At 36.9% G+C, this 23,984-nt stretch carries 18 protein-coding genes; 11 read left to right on the top strand and 7 right to left on the bottom strand.

What is annotated here, in order from left to right; genetic code table 11:
* Nucleotides 1-48: 48 nt before the first annotated feature.
* Nucleotides 49-1,056, bottom strand: a complete 1,008-nt coding sequence (locus tag FMM05_RS08625; protein WP_143372939.1) for an HNH endonuclease — start codon at nt 1,054-1,056, stop codon at nt 49-51.
* A gap of 61 nt (nt 1,057-1,117) precedes the next feature.
* Between FMM05_RS08625 and FMM05_RS08620 the strand changes: the two genes are divergently transcribed.
* A complete protein-coding gene (locus FMM05_RS08620) occupies nt 1,118-1,558 on the top strand; it encodes a very short patch repair endonuclease (RefSeq protein ID WP_143372938.1) in 441 nt (146 codons plus the stop codon).
* A 694-nt stretch (nt 1,559-2,252) separates the two neighbouring features.
* Here the strand turns inward: FMM05_RS08620 and FMM05_RS08615 are convergent.
* The 6 genes from FMM05_RS08615 to FMM05_RS08590 form a co-directional block, all read right to left on the bottom strand.
* Complete coding sequence (locus FMM05_RS08615) at nt 2,253-3,017, bottom strand: peptide arginase family protein (protein ID WP_143372937.1); 765 nt, start codon at nt 3,015-3,017, stop codon at nt 2,253-2,255.
* Nucleotides 3,018-3,022: 5 nt separating this feature from the next.
* A complete protein-coding gene (locus tag FMM05_RS08610) occupies nt 3,023-3,976 on the bottom strand; it encodes a hypothetical protein (RefSeq protein ID WP_143372936.1) in 954 nt (317 codons plus the stop codon).
* Between the two features lie 4 nt (nt 3,977-3,980).
* A complete protein-coding gene (locus tag FMM05_RS08605) occupies nt 3,981-4,301 on the bottom strand; it encodes a hypothetical protein (protein WP_143372935.1) in 321 nt (106 codons plus the stop codon).
* A 38-nt stretch (nt 4,302-4,339) separates the two neighbouring features.
* The gene (locus FMM05_RS08600; protein WP_143372934.1) at nt 4,340-5,194 is read right to left on the bottom strand and encodes a restriction endonuclease; all 855 of its coding nucleotides are present in this window, start codon (nt 5,192-5,194) and stop codon (nt 4,340-4,342) included.
* Between the two features lie 100 nt (nt 5,195-5,294).
* Nucleotides 5,295-6,380, bottom strand: coding sequence for a hypothetical protein (locus FMM05_RS08595; RefSeq protein ID WP_143372932.1), 1,086 nt, complete (start codon nt 6,378-6,380; stop codon nt 5,295-5,297).
* Entirely contained in the window at nt 6,377-7,057 is a 681-nt protein-coding gene (locus FMM05_RS08590; protein WP_143372931.1) for a hypothetical protein, read from the bottom strand. Before FMM05_RS08590 ends, FMM05_RS08595 begins: the two co-directional genes overlap by 4 nt.
* 837 nt (nt 7,058-7,894) lie before the next feature.
* Here FMM05_RS08590 and FMM05_RS08585 point away from each other — a divergent pair.
* The 10 genes from FMM05_RS08585 (at nt 7,895) to FMM05_RS08540 (ending at nt 23,952) form a co-directional block, all read left to right on the top strand.
* Complete coding sequence (locus FMM05_RS08585) at nt 7,895-8,629, top strand: hypothetical protein (protein ID WP_143372930.1); 735 nt, start codon at nt 7,895-7,897, stop codon at nt 8,627-8,629.
* 191 nt (nt 8,630-8,820) lie between these two features.
* A complete protein-coding gene (locus tag FMM05_RS08580) occupies nt 8,821-10,665 on the top strand; it encodes a DUF262 domain-containing protein (protein WP_143372929.1) in 1,845 nt (614 codons plus the stop codon).
* A gap of 69 nt (nt 10,666-10,734) precedes the next feature.
* The gene (locus FMM05_RS08575; RefSeq protein WP_143372928.1) at nt 10,735-10,992 is read left to right on the top strand and encodes a hypothetical protein; all 258 of its coding nucleotides are present in this window, start codon (nt 10,735-10,737) and stop codon (nt 10,990-10,992) included.
* 158 nt (nt 10,993-11,150) lie between these two features.
* On the top strand, nt 11,151-11,474 hold the full coding sequence (locus FMM05_RS08570) for a hypothetical protein (protein WP_143372927.1): 324 nt from the start codon (nt 11,151-11,153) through the stop codon (nt 11,472-11,474).
* 922 nt (nt 11,475-12,396) lie between these two features.
* Entirely contained in the window at nt 12,397-14,226 is a 1,830-nt protein-coding gene (locus FMM05_RS08565; protein ID WP_143372926.1) for a T9SS type A sorting domain-containing protein, read from the top strand.
* A gap of 120 nt (nt 14,227-14,346) precedes the next feature.
* The gene (locus FMM05_RS08560) at nt 14,347-16,257 is read left to right on the top strand and encodes a tetratricopeptide repeat-containing sensor histidine kinase (protein ID WP_143372925.1); all 1,911 of its coding nucleotides are present in this window, start codon (nt 14,347-14,349) and stop codon (nt 16,255-16,257) included.
* Complete coding sequence (locus FMM05_RS08555) at nt 16,258-16,887, top strand: response regulator (protein WP_143372924.1); 630 nt, start codon at nt 16,258-16,260, stop codon at nt 16,885-16,887.
* Nucleotides 16,888-17,504: 617 nt separating this feature from the next.
* Nucleotides 17,505-20,669 carry a SusC/RagA family TonB-linked outer membrane protein gene (locus FMM05_RS08550; RefSeq protein WP_143372923.1) on the top strand — a complete coding sequence of 1,055 codons (3,165 nt, stop codon included), beginning with the start codon at nt 17,505-17,507 and terminating at the stop codon, nt 20,667-20,669.
* A gap of 35 nt (nt 20,670-20,704) precedes the next feature.
* Nucleotides 20,705-22,501: a RagB/SusD family nutrient uptake outer membrane protein gene (locus FMM05_RS08545; protein ID WP_143372922.1), complete on the top strand. Its 1,797-nt coding sequence runs from the start codon at nt 20,705-20,707 to the stop codon at nt 22,499-22,501.
* A gap of 65 nt (nt 22,502-22,566) precedes the next feature.
* Nucleotides 22,567-23,952, top strand: a complete 1,386-nt coding sequence (locus FMM05_RS08540) for a discoidin domain-containing protein (protein WP_143372921.1) — start codon at nt 22,567-22,569, stop codon at nt 23,950-23,952.
* Nucleotides 23,953-23,984 lie beyond the last annotated feature (32 nt).

Raw genomic sequence — 23,984 nt, 5'->3', positions numbered from 1 at the left:
ATGAAGTGAATTTATACACATAACATGAAATTTACTCAAAAGACACATTTATAACATATCGATCAATTTAAATTTTTCCCACCGAATTTGCAATGCAGTTTTATTAGGTTTTAAATTTGTCAAACCTAATTTTAACTTCAAGCCTGAAAGCTCAGTGTATTCCTGTCTTTTAATATTGAGATTAATATGAATAGTAAGCTTCTCTGGTTCAATGCCAATTAAATCTAAATCAAATAGAGTGTGAATATCTGATCGTAAGAGTAGGCCATTTGTAATGTGGTTGTCTTTGTCACCCCGATAGGGATTAATGTGAGCAGCTTCTAAGACCTCAAGAACTTCACATCCAGTAATCATGCATTTATCTCCATAAGTATTCCTTAAAGCATCTCTAAAGTCCTTTTGTCCTCTACGTTGCATGATAGCTTTCCAAACTTTGTATCTCTCATCATTTCTATCCGGTAAGTAACTATTGTCTGATATATCAGACAAGAAATGAGCTGCCTCAGTTGCTTCAGGATATACTGTCGATCTATTTAATTTTCCCAACTCCTCTTTCATGTATTCCGAAAAAAAAAGTTTATCTAATCGTTGCATTGACATGTTACGATTATAGTTATTCGTAAAAAAAGGTCTCAATTTATCAATAGTTATTTTTTGTAGTGGTAACTGAAAAGAGTCACTGTAATTAGCACTAAATTGTGTAATTTCTATATTTTCAGATTGTGGATTGTCAAATTCATGACCTTTGTTACATCTGTAATGTGGAGATCTTGTTTTTCTGTACTCGTAATTTGTACTCCTGCAAAACGGACATCGACGACGTTCTTTAGTGCTCTTAGAAGTTAGTATTCTTGAAATTTTGGCTAGTCCAAGTACAATATGTTTATTTACAATTACAGCAATGTCACCAGCATTAATTTGTTTGTGATTAGCAACAGAATCATCGTACATGTATTTTATTTCAAGTTCATCACTGTATCCGTCATTACTTTTATAGGACACATCTACCTCTGAGACAGATTTTAGCATCCAGTAAGAAATATCGTTATTATGCATCAAATTTTATTTATAAATATAAAGCTTTTGGAATAAGCTTTCATTTAATTATCTTTAATATATGGACAGAATAAGCAAAGAGCAGCGATCGAGAAATATGGCTGCAATTAAATCTTCGGGAACCAAAGATGAAATTGCCCTTGCAAAAGCCTTATGGATGTTAGGTTATCGCTACAGAAAAAACAATAAGACTGTTTTCGGCAAACCTGATATAACGTTTAAAAAACTTAAAATAGCCATATTTATTGATTCAGAATTTTTTCACGGAAAAGATTGGAATAGTGCGAAACATAAGATAAAATCTAACCAGGCTTTTTGGCATAATAAAATTGAGCGTAATATCGAGAGAGATAAAGAGGTAACGACTTTCCTCACCAATTCTGGTTGGATTGTCTTAAGATTCTGGTCAACAGAAGTACGTAAAGAAATTTCAAATGTAGTCGAGCTAATCATAAAAAATATTGATGAGAGAAAAGCATCCATTGCTGTTGCAAATCAGTGAAGTATTTTGATATTGCACATGTTTAATAGATTCTTATAATTTATAATTAACCTTGTGGAAGCCTTCATCGCTAAACTCATCATATGTAAAAAGCTTCTTATCAACCATGGCTCTGGAACAGCAATAAATACATTCGTAAACTGAAGTTTTATTCAGATCAGAAATGTTCTTGGCGAAACTCTCAGCCCCTTTTCGCCACGTAGAATTTGAGCTTAATTCATTATTGCTTTAAGATATTGGAATTAGGCTCGTATTAAAATGCCTGTTTAGCACCACTTGAATGAATAAGGTGCAGTTTATAAGATTCATGGCCAGTTCGTCCGACCATTGGTGATGTTTGCCCTTGTGGACAATATCATTTCTTGAATCCGAAATTTCTTTTAAAACTTTCTTTTTGGTAATCAAAATATCTTGGTTAGAAAACACTTTATCTAGGACTTTTTGATAAGTGTTTAGGTTTTTAAATACCCGTGATTCATTGCTCGTGCTATAAAATAATACTTTAAAAACAACTCTAACGCTACCTGCATATTTACAACCGCAAACTTCAAGTTATCATTGTTATCGTCAAGCCCTTTAACAAGATCCATCGAAAAATGGAAAAACGATTCATAGCTCTCCTGTAGTTCTTTTTAATATCCTCAATCATAAACTTAAAGTCGCCTTAATTAATGTTCAATTTCTTTTGCGCCGATTACAAAACCATATATTGCTTGATGACATCCATTAATTTATCGGCGGTAGCGGGAGTAAAGCTAGGCGATTGGGTCAATAAAATGAAATCAAATTTTTCATCAGTACCATAATTGCACCATGATATTTCTTGAAAAGGAACCTCTTGCCCCACGATTATTGGCTCATGATTATGTATTTCAGCAAACAGTCTGGTGCCACTCGCTAGGTTTTTTAAAATTCCGGGCTGATAACTTTTTATCTGGATGTTGCCGCTATCAGCATCATTGCCGCTAAAATAAAGCGGATTATATTTTTCATTTGATTTATGATGCTTTACAAACGTTAAATCGCTAATCCATTCACATGCCGCCATAAAGACAAGATAATTGCCCGGGTTCAATTTTGACCAGTCAGTCGCATCGGAAACATCAGGTCTGAGATTTATTGGTTTTCTCATCATTGTTTCCATAATATAAAGAAACGCGCCGTCTATACCTGTAGCCAAATCAGAATGTGCATCAACATGGAGAATCGACGATGCGCCTTGTATATTACCACTTGCAATTTGCTCTTTATACCAACAGAAAACTTCATCGTGATGTGTAAATAAATAGCCCGGTATTGGATTGGATTTATTGAGTCCTAGGCTTTTCTCTAGAAAACATTCAACTTGACCGGAATTCCAGGGAACATACCGGCGCTTATCGAGACGTTGATTATTTCTCTTTCGAAAGTGCGCAATTTCATCCAAAAAAAAGTCGAGGTCAATGTCAAGTATTCTCATAACAACTATTTATTGTGCTTATTCATAAAAGCAACACACATTTTTTGATTGCTTTCATCATTGAAATAGTCTGATTCTTGATAGGATTCATATTTTAAACCAAAACCCGCCTCTTGCTTCTTAAAATTTTCAATGGTGCTTATCGCAGTTTTATAAGAAATCGGAAGATAAACGCCATAACCAGACTCACTTGCTCCGGTAGCGAGAACGAAAATCGCTTGAAACCCTTCAAAACCGGGAGTAATTATTAAAAGAACTCCTGCAATGGATTTATTAAAAACAGATTGTCTTGACCAAAATCCAGTAGAGTAAATATTTTTTTCGGGATTTCTTAATTGATCTCGGACTATATCGAATGCTTTGCTTAAAATTAAAGGATATCCGAATTTTTCAAAAGCCAGGATATAAGCAGTTTTTAGCAGCGCTATTTCAAACTTTTTAAACTCAACTCTGGAAGCTGGAAATTCTAAATCTGCAATATCATCTTTACCAGTCTTTGCAACATAGTCCTTCAAAACTTTAGGATTATTGATTTTTTCGATATGCGTTATAGTAATTTTTCCGTCGGCATCCACGTTAACTATGCCCTGCACGCGAATGCCTTTATGGGTCATTTTTACCCGTGACCCCGTATTTGGAAGAAATGCATGTATATCGGCTTCGTTTATGTATTCTGCTAAGTGAAAGTCAATAGTATGTCCAAACTCATTATTACATTTATTGCATGTTAGTGTATTTGCTTTTCCGCCAAGAGATTTTGGAGGTGCATCTTCAAGCGTTAAAAAGCTCTCTTTAGAAGTATCTAAATCCGCTTCTGAAAATTGGTTATAGCAAATCGGGCATATATATGTTTTCTCGAATTTCAATTGTATATCTGACAAGCCATTATCAACAAGAGAATGTAGTTGTTTTGAATAAATATTGAAAATCTTATGCCTTTTTTCTTGTGTCTTGCTCATGTTATTAGTTAAGTTTTGTTTTCATCCACCACTGTATACCATGAAATCTCCCACGAACATTTTCACTTGCTTTCCTATCAGTTTTATAAATGCCTAAAATTTCTTTTTTTGTATTCATATATAAATCTATCTGACTATTAACAGTCTGAAATGCCTGATTAGAGTTTTGATATTTCACAAGCATGCCGATATACTCTGATTCAAATTTACCTATAAACTTTTCAATAAAATCATGTGAGCTAAACTCTTCGTCAATTTCAAATTCTGAAATAAGTTCTCTAACTGAAGGTAAATTATCCTCTAAAAAAGCATGTATCTTCATCATAATTATTTTGATATTAAGTGTATGTTACCCCAGCATTGCTATTTCTTATTTTCGATGATTAAACCACTTTCCGAAAAACTAAAGATCCGTTCTTCAAAAAGAGATTTCATAATCAACCACACCTGGTCAACCAACGTAAACTTAATATTTTTGCTTTCATCACTGTCCCTAAGTTGGCCGGTGAAGATTAAGTGTTCAATTTTAATAGATGACTGTGTTTTTCTGTTATATAAAGTACCGTTGGGAAAATCGTAGCGTTTCGTAATCAATTCAAGTTCCTTGTCTATCCGGCTTATTTCTAAACGAAATGCATCTACAAATTGTATTAGGTGAACATGATCACCATTTTCCGATCTAATGCCATAATCTAAAAAGTCGAAATAATCCTGTGCATCTAGCAGGTCTCCTCCATCTGTAACCACGCTCAAAATTTCGGGCCGTCGTGCCACTATCTTCATACGGATTTCGAGTTGTCCAATCTCCAATTCCCGCGAATTATCTTTAAAATCATTGTCAACAGCTTCCCTTAACTCTACTAATCCTATGTTCTTAAATTTAGCAAGTGCAATACCATCGGGCGTAAAGCCGCTTTTAGAAACAATAACACCTTTGTTAATGCCGGTATCTTCCAAAATTGCCGACAATTTCATTACAATGTCCTTGTTTACTTTTTCTTTCCAGTGTTTGCATTCAATGGCGGTTTCATAAGAATGAATGCCATCCGAATGCGTAGTTAATACGTCAATTTGATGACTTGTTCCGGAATTGCCCTTAACGGTACAGCTGCTTCCATGTCCTTTTACGGTAACACCGTGTTGCTTACCTAAAGTTTCATAGATATATTTCGTGATTGATTCGTATGTTTTCCAATCTAAGTTTTTAGCTTCAGACATTTGTCAGTTTGTTTTGAAGTGTAACGTTGATAATATTATTATCAATTACTATAATTTAATTTTTAAGCGCTGCTCTGAAAAGAATTATTTCTTTCCGCATTTATTCATTTTTATATACAATCTCCAACGAATGCTCGATCGGACCATCAATGTTAATATAGCTAAAATCGCCGGGCATAAAAGTATCGTAATAATTTCTCACCAAAATAAACTCGTTCCTATTCTTGTCATCCAAAAATGGCGGATAGGCTGGATCATCTGCAATCAAAATAACCTGCTTTAAACTTTCATCTATAATCTTCTCGAAAATTTCAAAGCAAATAATTTCTTGCGTTCTTACATAGTAAATGTTAAATACAAACCTTCCTATTTCAATAAAGTCGCTATCAAAAGAAAAACTATAAAAGCTATGATACCTCGAAATGTAGATTGTAAGTTCAATATAGACTTTATCATTTTCATTTTCGGATAGCTTGAAATGCCCTATAGATGGTAAAAGCAATTTTAAGAAAACTGATATTTTTGCTGACTCATTAAATCTTTCAATTTCTTCGACTTCCGCTAAAACAACTTTCGTTTCCAATATCTGTTGATTTAAGTAAATGCCGTCAGCTATTATACTCACACTCGGGTGTTTTTCATCAATTTTTTTTAGAAATTGTAAATAAGTTTGCCGATATGATTTAGAGGCCATTTCATTTGCATCATCGAAATTCCAGGCTGCAATAGTTTCAAGGCTTTTAAGTTCGTGAAATCCTTCGATCCAGATATTTTCATCAGTAATATTTCTAATGTACTCTGAGATGATTTTGCAGCACAATTCAGGATATTTTGTAACTTGTATTTCCGCAAATCGAATAACGCCCCAGCCTTTATCTAAAAAGTAATCATTTCGTTTATCGTCATTTAAGTGTATTGGCTTTTTATTGCTAAGGGCATATGGTTCATCAATTTCTATATCTATATACAAATTGTATTCTTCATAATAGAAAATATAATCCGGCTGATACGGATATTTTCTCCCGTCATCTATTACAACATTTTTTAAAATGTGATTTTTAAAATATCGTTCTAATTTGTGCTCAAAAAAGCTTTCGGAAAACCCGGTCTTGTAATTTTTAAAGTCGATTAAGTTTTTATCTACAGCTACAGTCGTTGGATAAAAGATATGTGGGTATTCTTTCACGTATTCTTTATTAATGATTTCTTACGAATTCGGGCCTCACCGGGAAGTTCAAATATTTCGATATCTAAGTTGTGTACAATTTTGGCCCATTCCCGAATCGCTGTTCTGCCAGGTTGCAAACATTTCTTTTTTGCACCTGCTCTTGAGATAAATATTAGCTTTTCAATTTCCGTATTCAATTCTTTTGCCATTATCGCTTTAAGAATATCTTTCTCGAATTCACTTGCAGTATTAGGCAGGCCTAATGCTACTTCTATTATCGTTTTTTCTTCTGGAATATAAAAATCAACAGCGAAGGAATTTTTTCCAGAAACACGTTTTTCACTATAGTCTATGCTTAAGATTTCAATGGCGTGAGACCGCAGAGTTTTCATAAAGCTATTTGTTGCAAAATTTCCGGCTCCTGCACCGCGAATCATTTGAAAATCTTCAATCTCTGAAGAAATCTTAGATGCTAAGTCAATTATTGTATTTGTTTTGGTCATATGTTGCCAACTATTTTGAATATTCAGACTATGGGTTCGACATAACGTTACATAGCCACGCTTAGTTTCGGAAAAAGGAAACTGCTGTCTTTTCGCTAAGATAAGGTTTTCGAGGCAGAAAACTGCTCCATTGGAAAAACAAGTAAAGGGCATGCTAACTGTTACCACCACTTTATTTTCTTTCCATATCAAACTTCGTATCTGAAATTTTTGCTTGGAATAGATTTACATTATTTTTTTCGCAGAAATAGTAAATTCCTCATCAAAATTAGTAAATAAAACAGCCAATATACGGGCTAAATGAAAGGGGCAAAGTTATTTTTACAGGTATGCAAAATAATTAGTAATAAGTAGTGATGAGGCTAAGTGTTCGACGCAGCCCCTAACACTATATAAATAGATCTTTTAGATCAAATTCAAAGTACTTAAGTGGATAAATTAATTACATTGCCCCTCCCTACCAATTTTAATTAGGTTATTAATCAATTGTATACCAAGTAAAATAGGGATCAATTCTAAATCGGCGAAAAGGGTCAATTGCGTTAGGTTTATCCATTGCTATAGAACAAATAAAAAAGATTATTACCAAGCATTAAATTTGAAAAGATTTTATAGAAGGGAATAATTCATTTCTAAGGTCAAAAACAGGTAGTTTTACCTGTCTTTCTTTTTTACGTGTTTTACGTACAAAATCGAAAGAAATAATTTGTATGTTTAGCCCCCAAAACAAACCATACCTTACTGAAAAACAAGAAAATGCTTGATGTCTTCACTAAGGTATCGGCAATATGCTTCACATAGATAAGAGACGGGCTTATCTTACCGTTTTCAATACGGAAAAATAACGATGACCATAGTTAATCTGTAAATGAACTTCAAGGATTATACTACATCGAAGAGAATTAAAATTACTATGAAAGCCAATACTTTTATTGTATATCAATATAACCTAAAAATAGCGAGATTAAAGTGAGTACAGAGTTTAAGAAGAAAAGAAGCAAAATAGATATTTGCAATATATGTAGAGAAATGAAACCACTTTCATGGGATCATGTACCTCCTAAAGGTGGAATAAATTTAACCAGTGTCGAGGTAAATAATTTATATGAGTTTTATACCGCTGGTAAGCAAAATGGTTGGGTTAGTCAGAACGGTGTAAAATATAGGACGATTTGTGTTGATTGTAATTCTAAGATTGGCAGCGAATTTGATCCGGTACTAAATCAACTTAATAGAAGCCTTATAAATATAATACAACCTGATAATCCAACTTGGGTAGCAAATCCTGTAAAGATTAGGACTAAACCTGTTAGATTGATGAAAGCGGTATTAGCTCATCTACTATCAGCAAAGATGCATATTGACGAAGTTGTGACTGATAAGAATATGAGAGAAATGCTACTCTTAGTCAATCAATCAATTCCCGAAGATTTACACATCCACTATTGGTTCTTTCCTTATGATACAACAGTAATTATGCGTGACTTTGCACTGCCAGTTGTTCCGGGCAATTTCTCTGTCTGCACGTTCGCGCACATGATTAAATATTTCCCTTTAGCATTTATTGTAACAGATAGCGATACTTTTAGAGGACTAACAACCTTATCCCAATATCGTAACTTGGATATCGACCAAGAGGTCGATATTGAAATTTATTTAGATAACGTGAAAGATTTTGACTGGCCGGAAAAGGTAGATGAATCAAACATTTTATTTTTATCTGCGGAGTCTGCTAATGCTATTTACGCTAGACGCAAGCAGTAATTAGAAACTTTAAAGTATTATGTATAGATCTAACTTGATTGCCCCCTTTTGCTTTTTTTACTTAGCTCCTATAGATTGGTATACAGGTTAATATCAACTTCATTGAAGTTTATGGAGAGGGAGCAATATAAATAACTTATCAACTCGAAGGGCGCTTTACAATATTAACCATTTTTAAGTGAATAAATTACATGGAGAAAAAAACATTGTCAAACATTTTAGAAGGGAAAATTTTTCAAATTCCTGATTATCAAAGGGGCTATGCTTGGGAGACTAAACAATGGAAAGATTTTGTACAAGATATTGATGCATTAATTGATGACAACATAATCAGTCATTATACTGGAACTATTGTTATCTATCAGCCAATTCATAAACCAACTGAAAACTATGGTACAAAAAAGCTTGAGTTAGTTGACATCGTTGACGGGCAACAAAGATTAACAACTTGTAGCATTTACTTATCAATTATACTAAAAGAGCTTATTAAAATTGGCTTAGAAGACTTTATATCAGAAATTCCAATCTATCTATATTCAGGAAGCAAAAGCAAACTAAGGCTTAACAATGATACTGCCGATTTTTATTTCGATTTGTTGTCTAAAGGTGTTAGCAATGTTGAACCCAATTCAATTCATCAAAATAGAATTTACGATGCATATTGCTTTTTGAAAAATCATATTGAAGAACAATTAGAAGAAAGAGCCGAAAATGGCGTAGAATATTTAAGAGATCTGTTTGATGCAATTATAAGAAAATTAAATTTTTCATTTTATCCTATTGAGGTCGAAAGTGAAATTGGGATGACTTTTGAACTAATGAATTCAAGAGGAAAAGATTTGTCTTCTATGGAGTTACTAAAAAACTACTTGATGTATTGGGTCTATAGAAACATTCCTGAAATATCAGAAAAAGAAGATTTTACTAAAATTATAAATAAAACTTGGAAAGAGGTCTATGTAAATATTGCTAAATGTAAGGGCAGTGAAAGTCAATGTTTACGTATTGCTTGGACTTTATTCGTAAACTACACCCCAAAAAACTGGGATGGTTACAGAGGCTTTAAGTCAGATGAAGTGATCCCTCTTAGAGATTTTTCGATTAGAAGCAAAGATGAAGTAAAGAGTTTTCTTCTTCAGTTTGTGGACGGTCTTGCATTAATTTCTAAACATTATTCAGCAATTATTAAACCTCATAATAGTTCTTTTAATGAAAGCGAACTAAATCTACTATTTAAAATCAACAATGCAGGGAACATTGCTAATTATCTTCCATTACTGATCGCTTCCAGAATTAAACGCGAAAATAATGAAACTTTAAATGACGAATACATTCAACTTTTGAAGTCACTTGAAACTTTCTCATATCGGGTATTTCTTTGGGAAGGAAAAAGAAGTAATGCAGGGCTTTCAAAATTCTATCGTTGGGCAGATGATATATTTTCATCAAAGTTTTCCATCCAGTCAGTAACTGAATGGATATATGGAACTATTAATTGGTATTCACCTGAAAACAATTTCAGAAAATCTTTAATAGAAGATTTCTTTGAGTGGTATCACCACAGACGATTACTGAAATATACTCTTTATGAGTATGAACTCTTTTTATTAAAAGGTAAAAATAGGCCGAAATTGAATTGGGAAGACTTGACGGATTCTACAATCGAGCATATATTGCCACAAAATCCTGATTTGAAATCAAATTGGTTTTCTAAATGGTCAGAGCAAGAACGAAAGAAGTTTATACACGATATTTCCAACTTAGTGCTAACAAAGGACAATTCACGATACAGTAATTTTGAATTTGAGAGAAAAAAGGGAGTTGCGGGTTTAGGTTATTCTTATTCTAACTCCGACATTAGACAAGAAAGGAAGATTGCAGAATTTGATGATTGGACAGCCATAAACTTAGAGAAGAGACGAGAGAATCTGACAAGTTGGATTATTGACACTTGGGGTATAAACAGACATTTTGAACCTCCAACAAGTGATACAATAGATGAAGAAGAGGAAATAATCCTTACCGAAATTGACTAGCAGAACCGGTTGCAGAGCCTATCTGACTGATTATAAAGCATATTACTAAAAATAATTACTTAAGGCGCAATGAATAAAAATTATAAATTATATAAGGATAGTGAGCTATCTGAAGATCAAATTGAAGCTGATGTTGCCTCATATTTAGGCTTTATAACTCCTTTTTGGTCAAAAAGATTTCAATTAAAATCGGTTAATGAGCAATTAACCGGAGCAGATAAATTATTCAACAGATTTGTTCCAATATATTTACAATTTAAGGCCTCGCAAGGCTTAAAGCCACTTCCAAAGCAAAAAATGCTTCAGAATTTCAACATAACATTTTAAAGTCATTCCATAAACCTCCTCACCAATTCGCATTTTATGTTGCTCCTCTAACCCTTTTGATTGATGAATATAATCATTCACTAGAAATTTCGATGGTGGAGAGATTATTTGGTTACAATCCATTTTACTACAGAGATGAAATACTTTTTTCGAGAAGCATGAAAAAGCAAATTGGTTTGATGCCATTTTTAAGGGGTCATATTTCAATACCACCTCATGAAAATGTTACTACATCTGAACATTATTATTCTTACTCAAAGGCAGGAACGAATATCGCATGGCACAGCGGTGAAAAAATTAATGGAGATTATAGATTATCTACACAACTTGATAATATATTCCAATTAGCATATAACAACAAGGATATTTCTACAACAAAACAACAATTTAGCGAGTTCATAAATGAATTTTATGAATCGAATAATTTAAAATTTACAAGAGAAAATACGGATTATCAAATTTTAGAGTTTTCTAACTATTAAAGAATGAGCACAATATTAAGCTTCTTTTTCTAAATGTTGACAATGAATACCGCTAAAAGACCATGGTAAGTTGCTTTTAAGCTTGACACTTTCGTACTTGTCAAACTGATAGCGCATAGTAGGCTTAGTTTCTGCGTTATCAGATTTAAAAAAGCTAAATCCGGGCTAAAAAAACTGTGTTCGATAGAACCCTAACACCCTAATTGTCAAATATTTAGACCTAATTTTAATGGTAATCAAAACGAGAACTATAAAAAATAATTGATATGATATTACAAAGTATAAACAGTGATGTAATAAATATAAGTGCATAAATACATGTAAATCAATTGATTAAATGTTTTAAAATTCATTAAATAGAGTCAAAATCGGCACAAGGTGTTCGACTGTGATCCCTGACAGCCCACCACAATTCAGCTTTATGTCATTATAAAGTTAGTTAAATTATAGAAAACCTGCACTTTACGAAGTTGCAGGTTTTTTTATTTTACCCCTGTCTATCAAAATTTGCAAAAATTCCCAAAGTTTAGGTGGTAATTCGTGGCACAAAACATTTTTTAAAGTGTGTCACAAAAAAGGGTTTAAAGTATTGAATATCAACATGTAAACCTACTTAATGACCTGGTTTACACACGCTATAATTCTAATTTTATTAATTTTAAAATAATTGAATTATGCTAACAGCAAGTTTTGGGTTAACTTTTGGTAAAGCATAATAACCGTACTTAAAAATCTGAATTTCAATTAAGCGCAGTTTGCATGGAGCATAGCGTAACCCATAAACATAGAGCAGATATAGAAAAAGTTAGTATGAAGTTGCTACTAAGGGTAAACCCTGAGTTCTAAATATCAAAGTTTCTGCTGATGTGTAAAGTATTTATTGTCAATAAATTAGCAATATAAACTTTAAACTTTCTTCAGCATGAAATCAAAAATTACATTCTTGGTCCTTTTTACAGTTATGTGTACGCAAAGCTATGCTCAATTGTTTGACTGGGTATCAACGGGCGGGTTTGTGGGTGTGGCTAACAGCTACATTGGCACTGTAGATATTGTGCGCGACTCTCAGGGTAACCTTTACACTATGGATATTGGTAATGCCCCGCAACAATGCCAGGATCAAACGGCAGCGCCTTTTGACAATTCTGGCTGCACCTTTCTTTACAAATTTAATTCGGCCGGTGCGCCCATTTACATGAAGCCAATAGGCTACATCACGCCCCTTAACCTGGAGGTGGATGATGATGACAATCTATACTTTTTAGGTGCCAATGGCGACAACAATGTGATAAAAATCAACGATGAGGTGATACCTGCGGTGGTAAACCGCAATTATGTATTTAAGCTGTCTCCAACAGGCGAGTTGGTATGGGCGGTACCGGCGCCGTTAAGCTTTGGAAACTGGCCGGCATCCTCTATGATGGAATATGCCAATGGGTTTATTTACTTTCAAACAGGGGCAGTATCAATAGGTAAAATGGACACATCAGGCACTATATCAGAAACTCTTACGGCCGATGCATACACCTCCATTACCTCGTCTACAGGCTTGTGCTTTAATGGCGCAGGTACATTTAGTAACGGCGACCTGCTTTTCGCAGCCCTATCGCGCGGTACAGTAACTTATGGCGATACAGTGTTGGCACCCACGAGCAGCACCTTTGTAACCATGCCTATACTATTTATGCGCTGCACCCCAAATCTTGAAATTGTATGGGTACACTATTTTGACGGCTATCGCGACCCGGATATGAATACCGTACCTGTTGCCATTGCAAATGATAATGTTTATGCCACTGTACAGGTAGCTACAGAGGCTACCGTAGGGCCGGATACCATTACAAATCCTATAGGAAGTACATCTACAAACGGTGTTGCAAAAATAGATGGTGCAGGTAATGGTGTGTGGCTAAAGCCTGTGGGCGGCACAGTGCACCCATGGGATATTATTAAAGTATCTGATGAAAATGGTTTGTTCATTACCGGCCAGTTTAGTACCGGTGCAACCACCGGTGAGTTTGGCGAAGTAGTTCTTGATGGCGGGGTAAACAACTGTTTTGTTGCCAAAATAGATTATGAAGGCAATTTTGTAAGCGCCTTTGCCTTTGGTGGCGATGATACCTACAGGGCACAATGCCTTGCATCTGATAACGACGGTACTTATTTTGTGGGCGGCAGGATAGATACCGGTTCTGGTTCCGGTACAGCAGTATTCAGCTGCCGGGAGCCGGACACCAACAACGGTTTTTACCTTGGTAAATTTACACTTGAACCCGATACAGCCCCACAGCCCTCTATAACTGTTACAGGAAATGAATTAACTGCTATGCCGGAATTTTCAGGCATCATACAATGGTTTCTTGATGGTATTGCCCTTGAAGGCGAAAATGATGAGGTAATTACAGCAACTGCAACCGGAATTTATACAGTTGAATACACCATGCCTACAGGCTGCATGAATACTGAGGAAGCTTCAACAGATTTTGTGCTTTTAACAACTGGCTCGCAAGATACAGCCACTACCATGAGTATTTATCCTAACCCGGCAGCAGGGCAGGTAACACTTTTGTTTGCGCAATTTACGGGTGCGGTATCGCTTACTATTACAGATGCTAAAGGCAGGATAATAAGCCACAAGAACATTACCTCCAATAGGCAGGTTGTAGATGTAAGCAAATTAAGCGCCGGGGTATACTTCTTTTTTATAAAAAGCAATGAGGGCAGCGTTACAAAACGTCTCATAAAACTATAAGCAACTACCATGCCCTGTTTATCTTACAATAATCTTGCTTAACTTAGTGCATTGTAACAAGTTAAAAATAGTAATTGCTCCCGTGGGCTTAAACCGGGGTAACCGTAACCAATACTACACATGGCTTTCCTAAACAGGCAGTACATTATTTGTTGTTTTGTCATTCTTGTCTTTACGGGCGTAAATGCCCAAAAAGATTCGGTGAACATAAATTTGTTACTGGATAAGGCTTATGAGAATGAGGCATCTGCACCAAAGAAGGCACTCGAAATTTATAACCAGGCTTACAGGCGAAGCGTTAACGATGGTTATCATATTGGTACTTTTAAGGCATTACAATACAGTGGACTGGTGCATAGTGATAATGGCAATTATGATTCGGCCCTTTATTTTTTTAAAAAATCGCTGCCCTACAGTATAAAGGCAGGTTACAAACGGGGCGAAGGGCTTACTTATAATAACCTGGCAAACAATTCTCAGTTTAGGGGAGATTATAAGGGTGCTATTACGTATTACCTGAAAGGCATAACCATTTTTGAGATAATTAATGACAGCGCTGCATTAAGCCAAAGCTACCAAAACCTTTCAACCATGTATGACAATATTAAGGACCTCAGGATGGAGCTCCTGTACCTTAAAAAAGCTTTAAATTATGTTGGCGCAGCCCAAACAGAACAAAAGGCACTCCTTTATGGCGATGTAGGCATTACCCTCTTAGGGCAGGACAAGCCGGCTGAAGCGTTACCCTATTTTAAAAAAACTCAGGCCCTGTCAAAAATAGATAGTAGTAAGCGTATACAGTTTTTTGCCGAACGGAATTTTGCCGAATATTATAAATATATAAAACAGTATCCTGCCGCTTTAAATCATTATGCAAAAGCGCTGAAACTATCAGAGGTGCAAAATGACCTGTTTCAAAAAAACGACCTGTTCCATATTATAAGCGGCCTGTATTTGGAAACGGGTAACTATAAAGAAGCTCTTAACTATGCAGAAAAGTCAGCACGCCTTGCAAAACAAATTAAAGCCAGGGAAATAGGCTACCGTAGCTATAACCAGCTGGCTAAAATACACAAAGCTATGGGCAATTACCGGCTCGCCTATAATTCCCTGCAGCAAAGCATTGCCATTAAAGACTCTGTTGTAAGCGCTGACTACCTAAAGCAGATATCGCTTTACCAAAACCAGTTTGAATCAGAGAAGAAAGACAATGCCATAGCAGGCCAGCAAATACTCCTTAAAAAGAAAGAAGTAGAGGTGCTTAGTAACAGGAACCGGTTTGTATATTCGCTGGCAGGCATGGGTCTTCTTATTCTGCTTTCAGCAGGTGTATGGCTTAGTTTTCGCCAAAGGCAAAAAATTAAAGACAAAGAAATTTTATCCCTGCAGCAAAAACAGGAAATAATGCAACTGGAAGCATTGTTGGACGGCCAGGAAAAAGAACGCAAGCGCATAGCGCAGGAGCTGCATGATGGCATTAACGGCGATCTTTCGGCCATAAAATACCGAATATCCGGCATTGAGGAGTATGGAATAATGCCGGGCGAGAAAAAAGATTTACAAAAAATTATTGAAATGATAGACCATGCCTGCACACAGGTAAGAAACATATCGCACGACCTTATGCCTGCGTCTATAATTGATTTCGGGCTTGTAGAATCGGTTAAGCAGTACTGTATAAAAACAAGTGCTGTTAATGCTACCCGAATTGATTTTCAGTATTTTGGAATGCCAAAGCCCCTTAAGCAAACTGCGGAGACTACAATTTACAGGATTATACAGGAAATCATCAATAATATTATAAAACATGCCCAGGCAACAAATGCTCTTGTACAGCTCAATTTTCATGAGGCAGAGCTTAGTATTACAGTAGAAGATAATGGTGTGGGATTCGATCCAAAAACAGTTGTACAAGGACTGGGACTTAAAAACATCCGCTCAAGGGTTCAGGTGCTTAATGCCGATCTTGACATAAGCAGTTCTTCAAACGGCACTTCTTTTTTAATACTTATTGATTTAAACAAGCTGTAAATGATACAAATAGCAATAACTGACGACCATACTATAGTAATTGAGGGTATAAAAACATTGCTACGGGCAGAAAAGGACATATGTATATCAAAATCTTTTACAACTATTAATGATTTACTTGCCGGGCTGGATGAGAGTACACAAGTACTTTTACTGGACATAAACCTGCCCGATGGTAGTGGCATAGATGCCTGCAAGGTGCTGCTTAAAAAATTCCCGGAGTTAAAAATAATAGCGCTTACTAACTTTGACGAGACATCATTCATAAAACAAATGATGAAAAATGGAGCAATGGGCTACCTGCTTAAAAATACAGGTAAGCCTGAGCTTATACTTGCCATTAAAACTGTTATGGAAGGCAAACGGTACCTATCTGCCAGCATTACAACTATTTTGCTCAACGAATCTCTTGGTGAAGCAAGCGATGCATCATTTATACCAAAGCTTACCTCCAGGGAGCAGGAAATACTTAATCTTATTATAAAAGAATACACTACAGAGGAAATTGCAAATGCTATTTTTTTAAGTACAAAAACTGTAGAGTCGCACAGGAGCAACCTCTTTCAAAAACTGGGAGTTAAAAACAGCGCCGGATTGGTAAGGGTAGCATTTGAAAAAGGATTGGTGTAATATTCAGTCTTTGAAAAATAGTTTAAGCGTTGTTAAAGGATATTGAAAAGGTTAAAATGTGCTTGATATTTCACTTTCGGACTTCGAGATTCGCTAAAAATCGCAAAATTTTACTATCCTGTTTTTTCGTTTCGTTTTCATTTTAGTCAAACTAAAAAGCAGCAGCATTCCATATCATTATTTTTAGAAAAGCCTACGATAATTTATCACAACTAAAAATCTGAAGTTGCAACACGAATGTCTAAAAACTCAACTTACGTGTTCAGTTTTGCTATTATCACTAATATACAATGCATAATCAAAATGTCGGATAGTTGCCATGCAAAGCTATCTTAAATTTCATGCTATCCAAGTAAAATAAAGGACTCACATCAAATTAATCTATCTGTTTCTTACCAACATTTAGAGTTATCACTCATTTCTGTATTTTACACCTTAACAGATAATATTTAAGCCTAAAACGGCTAAATGTTTTAAATTCAGTACATTTTTCTTGTATAAATAATGAATATAGTAAAAAAAGTGTAAAAAAATAATCATATGGAAATTTTATTTTTTTTTACTAAATCGTTTTAGTATGTTTGTTCCCGCAGTTAACCCATATCACCCAAACATTTATGAAAACAAAAGATTACTTAAAGGCTTTTCTTGACATAAAAGGCGACTTTCTTTTTAAACTCAGCGATATGCTGAAGTTAAAAAAGCTCGCTCTTATGTATTTAATCCTGTCATCCTGTATGATTAATACACTTTCTGCTGCAGAGAAATTTCAGCAGGACCCGGTTATCGTTACGGGTAAAGTTGTCGATTCTGATAATTTGCCTGTACCGGGCGTGTCAATTTATGAAAAGGGCACTAACACAGGAACCCAAACCGATATTGACGGAAATTTTACTATTGCCGCAAGTTCAAAAACGGCTGTGCTGTCATTTACATACCAGGGCTTTAAAACGGTCGAAAATCAAATTGGCGATAACATAGTTATGAATGTCCAATTATTAAGCGACGAGATATCACTTGATGAGGTTGTTGTAGTAGGATATGGAACACAGAAGAAATTAAGCGTTGTTGGTGCCCAGTCTACTTTAAATGTAGATGAGCTTAAACAACCGGTTGCAAGTGTTAGTACAATGCTGGCCGGTAGGATATCAGGCTTAACAGGGGTGCAGCGTTCGGGGCTTCCCGGAGGCAACAGTGCCGATTTATGGATTCGTGGTATTTCTACCTTCGGGAGCTCAAGCCCGTTGATCCTGGTTGATGGGGTAGAACGTACCATAGACGATCTTAACCCACTTGATATTGCATCATTCTCAATTTTAAAAGATGCTTCGGCCACGGCAGTATACGGTATCCGTGGTGCTAATGGTGTAATCCTTATCGAAACCAGAAAAGGTAAGATAGGTAAGCCACAAATTATGATCGATTACAATGAAGGTGTAACATCTTTTACAAAAGTGCCCGATCTGGTTGATGGTGTTACTTACATGCGCCTTGCCAATGAGGCCTTAACAACAAGGGGTCAACAGGCTAAATATTCGGAAGAAACAATACAGCGTACCGCTTCTAAATATGACCCGCTACGTTATCCTGATGTAGACTGGCTTGATGCGGTTTACGATAAATTTGCAAGGAACCGCCAGGCAACGGTAAACGTTAGCGGAGGTTCTGAAGCAGCAAAATATTACGTTTCCTTAGGTTATTATGATGAGAAAGGATTGTTTAAAACGAGTGATACAGAGAAATATGATTCGGACACACGCTACAAACGCTACAATTTTACCTCAAATTTAAATATAGATGTTACCAAGACTACGAGCATGACACTGGGTGTGCGTGGCTACCTTTCGGATGCTACGTATCCTGAAGTGGGGTCGGATGGGGTGTACGGTGCAGCTCTTGAGGCTTCGCCGGTAGATTATCCCGTTCTATATCCGGGTGGTTTTATTCCGGGCCTTGGCCCAACATCGGTATTTAACCCGTATGCGCAGGTAGCATTAAGAGGGTATAAGGTAAATACTAAAAACCAGATAAATTCTAACTTAAGGGTTACCCAAAATTTAGATGTATTTACACAGGGCTTAAGCTGGACCGGGATGTTTTCTTTTGATGCTTATAACGAGCAAAACGTTAACAGGGGCAAAAGGCCAAGCACTTATATTGTAGACCAGAACAATCCGTATAGCCAGGATGGCGAACTTATCCTGAATGAAACCTATGCAGGTACCGATTATTTGGGGTACAGCAGGTCTAACGGTGGTAACAGGAGGGTTTATCTTGAAACATCGTTTAACTATAACCGTACTTTTGATAAGCACGCCGTTGGCGGATTGCTATTGTTTAACCGTACTGATTATGTAGATGCTTTCGCAAACGATTTCACGGCATCTATCCCTTACAGGAACCAGGGTCTTGCAGGCCGTGTTACCTACGGTTATAACGATCGTTACTTTGTAGAGGTTAATGCGGGCTACAACGGGTCTGAAAATTTTGCACCAAACAACAGGTACGGGTTTTTCCCATCATTTGCCGGAGGCTGGCTTATTTCTAACGAATCATTTTTTGCTCCTTTAAAAGGGACTATCGATTACTTAAAAATAAGATATTCTGATGGTAAGGTAGGGGCTGCATCAGGTGCCGGGCGTTTTGCTTATTTAAGCCGTGTGGAAGACAATCAGCCGGGCTTTGATTTTGGCGAAGACCCTCAATATACACCCGGTATACGCGAAACCTATTACGGGTCTAATGTTACCTGGTCTACATCGAGAAAGCAGGATCTTGGTATCGAGGTAAATGCTTTTGATAACAGCCTGAAAATAATTTTCGATCTATTTAAAGAACGTACATCGGGCGCTTTCTTAAGCAAAGGCGATGTGCCAATTTACATAGGCCTTGCTGCCGCCCCTTTTGGAAATGTGGGAGTTACTGAAAATAAAGGTTTTGACGGAAGTGTGAATTATACCAAGGATATCAATAATCTTAAACTTTCCCTGCGCGGAACATTTACATACAACAAAAACAAGATTATAGAAAACGGTGCTCCTCTGCAGCTTTATGACTTGGATAGGAGAGGAACCCCAATAAATTCCCGTTTTGGATATGTTGCCGAACGTTTGTACACACTTGCTGATGACGTAAACAAAGATGGTTTTATTTCGCCTGCCGATGGTAGCCAGTACCCAACACAATTTGGACAGATAATGCCCGGGGATATCAAATACACCGACCTTACTGGCGATGGTAAGATAGACTCGTATGACCAAAAGCAAATTGGTGTGGGAGATGTACCTGCCTTTACCTACGGTTTTGGCCTTACGGCAGAATACAAGCATTTTGATTTGAGCCTGTTTTTCCAAGGGCAATCAGATGCTGATATTATGTTAAGCGGCCAGTCAGTCCATCCCTTTGTAGGCGGTGGGGGTATAGGTAATTTATATACCGCAGCTATAGACCGTTGGACACCCGAGAGCGATAACCCTAATGCCATGTACCCAAGGTTATCCTACGGAGATTCGGGTATTGGCCAAAATAACAATACACAGGTAAGTTCATGGTGGTTAAGAAGTGTTAACTTCTTAAGGCTAAAAACAGCTGAGATAGGCTATAGCCTTCCTACTGAATTTTCTAACAGGTTAAAGATCCAGAATGTACGCTTTTATGCAAGGGGTGTAAATTTATTAACGTTCTCAAAGTTTGATATGTGGGATCCTGAGTTAAACAGCGGTAACGGAAGGGCTTACCCTAATATAACAACAATCTCGGTAGGCCTTAACATACAATACTAATTAATACTAATAGTAATATTTAAAATAAACAAGTCATGAAAAAATTGATATTAATAGTTACGGGGCTTATGCTTTTTTCCTGTAATGATGATTATCTGGATCAGGTTCCTGATGACCGTTTGACTTTCGAGGAAACTTTTTCTCAAAGAAGTACTGTTGAAAAATACCTCGCTAATATTTATTCACGCGTGCCAAGTGAGCTCGATCAGCGCGATACCAATTCGCACTCCGGCCCTTGGTTAGGAGCATCAGATGAGGCCGAGTACTGGGTGTCGTTCCATTTTGGCAACTTTATGGATATTGGCGACTGGAATGCCAATAGTGGCGAAGTAAGCGACCAATGGGCTAACTTTTATGGAGGCATAAGAGATTGTTCTACGCTGATTGAAAATATAGGCAGCTGTACAAACTGTACAGACGACAGGACCAGCCAGTACATTGCCGAAGCAAGGATACTAAGGGCTTATTTTTACTACAACCTGGTAAGGATTTATGGTCCAACTGTCCTTATGGGAGAAACACCTGTTCCTGCTGATGCCGATCTTGAAGTGCTTAATTTGCACAGAAATACAATGCAGGAATGTGTTGATTATATTGTAAGCGAACTTAATACCGGTGCTGCCGCACTAACAACGGTATCGTTTCAGGACGATAACGCCGGCAGGATGAGCAGGCCTTTTGCCCTGGCAATTAAAGAAAAAGTGTTGCTGCTAAATGCAAGCCCACTTTTTAATGGCAACCAGGATTACAGCTCTTTTGTAAATGAGAGTGGCCAAAACTTTATATCGCAAAGTGTAGATCTAAGTAAATGGCAATTAGCTGCCCAGGCTGCAAAAGCATTTATAGATGAGTATGTACCCGGCACTTACGACCTGTACAAAGTATATAATACCGATGGGTCTTACAATCCGTACCTGTCAACCCGCGATGTAATGCTGGTAGACTGGAATAAAGAAATGATCTATGCGCGTCCGCGTGGGGGTATTTCATATCATTATGATGTTACACCTTATCATTCAGGCTATCCTGATGAGGTACACGGTGCAGGCGGCCTTGCGGTAACGCAGGAAATGGTAGATGCCTATTTTACGGCTAACGGAAGGTCTATAGATGATCCTGCCTCAGGCTACCAGGAAGATGGTTTCTCAAACTTTAGGGCCCCTTTTGATTATACCGAAAGGAATACCTATAACCAGTGGGCAAACAGGGAGCCACGATTTTATGTGGGTGTAACCTATAACCAAAGCCTTTGGCTAAACCGCGACTTTGGTAATATTATTACCGCAACATGGTACTATGGCAATTCCGGCAGGGCAGTAGGGGCAAACGATTATACCCCAACAGGCTATGTAGTGCGTAAAACCATGATTACGGGTAATAAGAACAATACAAACAGGAGCATACCGATGTTGCGCCTTGCCGAAATTTATATGGATTATGTAGAGGCCTTAAATGAGTCAGACCCCGGTAATCCGGATATTTTACTATACCTGAATAAAATAAGGGAGCGTGCCGGTGTTCCGGAATATGGCTCGGCAGATTTACCTGCCCCTACAGGTCAGGCGCAAATGCGCGATGCCGTTCATAAAGAGCGCAGGGTAGAGCTTGCTTTTGAAAACGTAAGGTATTTTGATGTTCGCCGCTGGAAAGAGGCTGTACAGAAATTTGGAGGCGCTTTTCATGGTATGGATATTAATGCTACCGATGAAAATAATTTTTATAGCCGTGAGGTTTTTGAGCAAAGAACGTTTAATCAGAGGCATTATTTATGGCCAATACCACAGGCAGAATTGAATACTAACAGAAGTTTAATACAAAACCCTGGATGGTAAAAAATTGTGTCGAGACAATTTTTTACCAGTAAATATCCTTTAAACTAATCTTAATACGTAAACCCATGACAACAAATATTTTAAAAACCCTATCATTAATTTTTGTTACAAGTTTAATTTGTTCTTGCAGCGATGATGATCCTGCAGATACAGGCGGGCTGCCCGATGCCATAGTAAATTCAGATCCTGCGGGATCGCCACCCAGAAATATTATCGAAAGCTGGGCGGGGCATAACAATGAGCTATTTCGTCAGTATTTTGATAATAATGTTGCCGTTTATTACTCAGATGATGTTGCAAGACCTTTAGAATGGCCTTTTGAGTTTCTATCAAAAACAACAGAGCATGCTAATGATGTGTACGGAATGTTTGGTATAGAGAACAGGTTATATGCTGTTTTTCATACCTCAAGCCCGGCACCTTATGTAGCAACGGCTTTTGATAGCCAAAGCGAAAACAGGAACTTATTTGATATCGGCTTTAACGGATATGAAATGAGCGGTACCAATACCGATAATATACTGTTATCGGTTAGTAAGATAGTTGAAACATCTTCAAACGGTATAAGCGGCTCTGCGGCGGGTGACGTTTGGGGCGATACTTTTTCCCAGATATTTTTATACGATGCGTATGCCTCTCAGCAAATGCAGGCAGATGCCGACCGTATTTTTGGGCAGTACAATACCGCTACGGCTAACTTCCCAAGAGAAAATACCTATTGGTTCAGGGACTGGTATTATCCTATTTACAGCAATTATGGCGGTGGCCAGGCATTTGGTAATTTCTTTAGGATCGTAGCACAATATTACCCAACTACCGGTAATTCTTTTAGCCATGATATGAACATGGGCGAATTTGTACACTTTTTTAGCGGTGCAACCGGCGAAGACTTATTGCCACTTGCTACAGAAGCTTTTGGCTGGAACGACGAATGGCAGGATCAGTTAATAACTGCGCGTGCTGATTTCCCAACACTAAATTATCCGTTTGAGCCTGTGGTTTATATTACAGACCTTACCCTTGGCGCCACCATAACTGTAAGTGCAGATAACGGTAATGGGCCGGAAGGAGCTGAAGGATCATTAAAACTAATTGACAACGACCTGTTTTCTAAATTTTTAGTAGGTGGTTTAGATACTAATAATATAAACTTCTGGATGCAGCAGGACTTAACAGAGGCTGCCGTAGTAAACAAATACAACTTTACATCGGGTAACGATGCCCCGGAGCGCGACCCTAAAAACTGGGAATTGTTAGGCTCTAACGACGGTACCACCTGGACCTCTTTAGATACAAGGACAAACGAGGTATTTACCGGCAGGAACCAAACCAGGGATTTTGAAGTAGACATTGAAACAGTTTACAAATATTACAGGATAAACATCACCGCAAATTATGGTAGCGATGCCATCCAGATAAGCGAGTGGAGGCTGTATTATATTTTAGAATAAATGTTAGATTTTGTTTGAGTTAGGTTATTGAT

The sequence above is a fragment of the Flavobacterium zepuense genome, from assembly GCF_007097145.1.
GTDB classification, from domain to species: domain Bacteria; phylum Bacteroidota; class Bacteroidia; order Flavobacteriales; family Flavobacteriaceae; genus Flavobacterium; species Flavobacterium zepuense.
The sequence above is the reverse complement of the archived record's forward strand: the minus strand, read 5'-3'. Positions and strand labels throughout refer to the sequence as shown.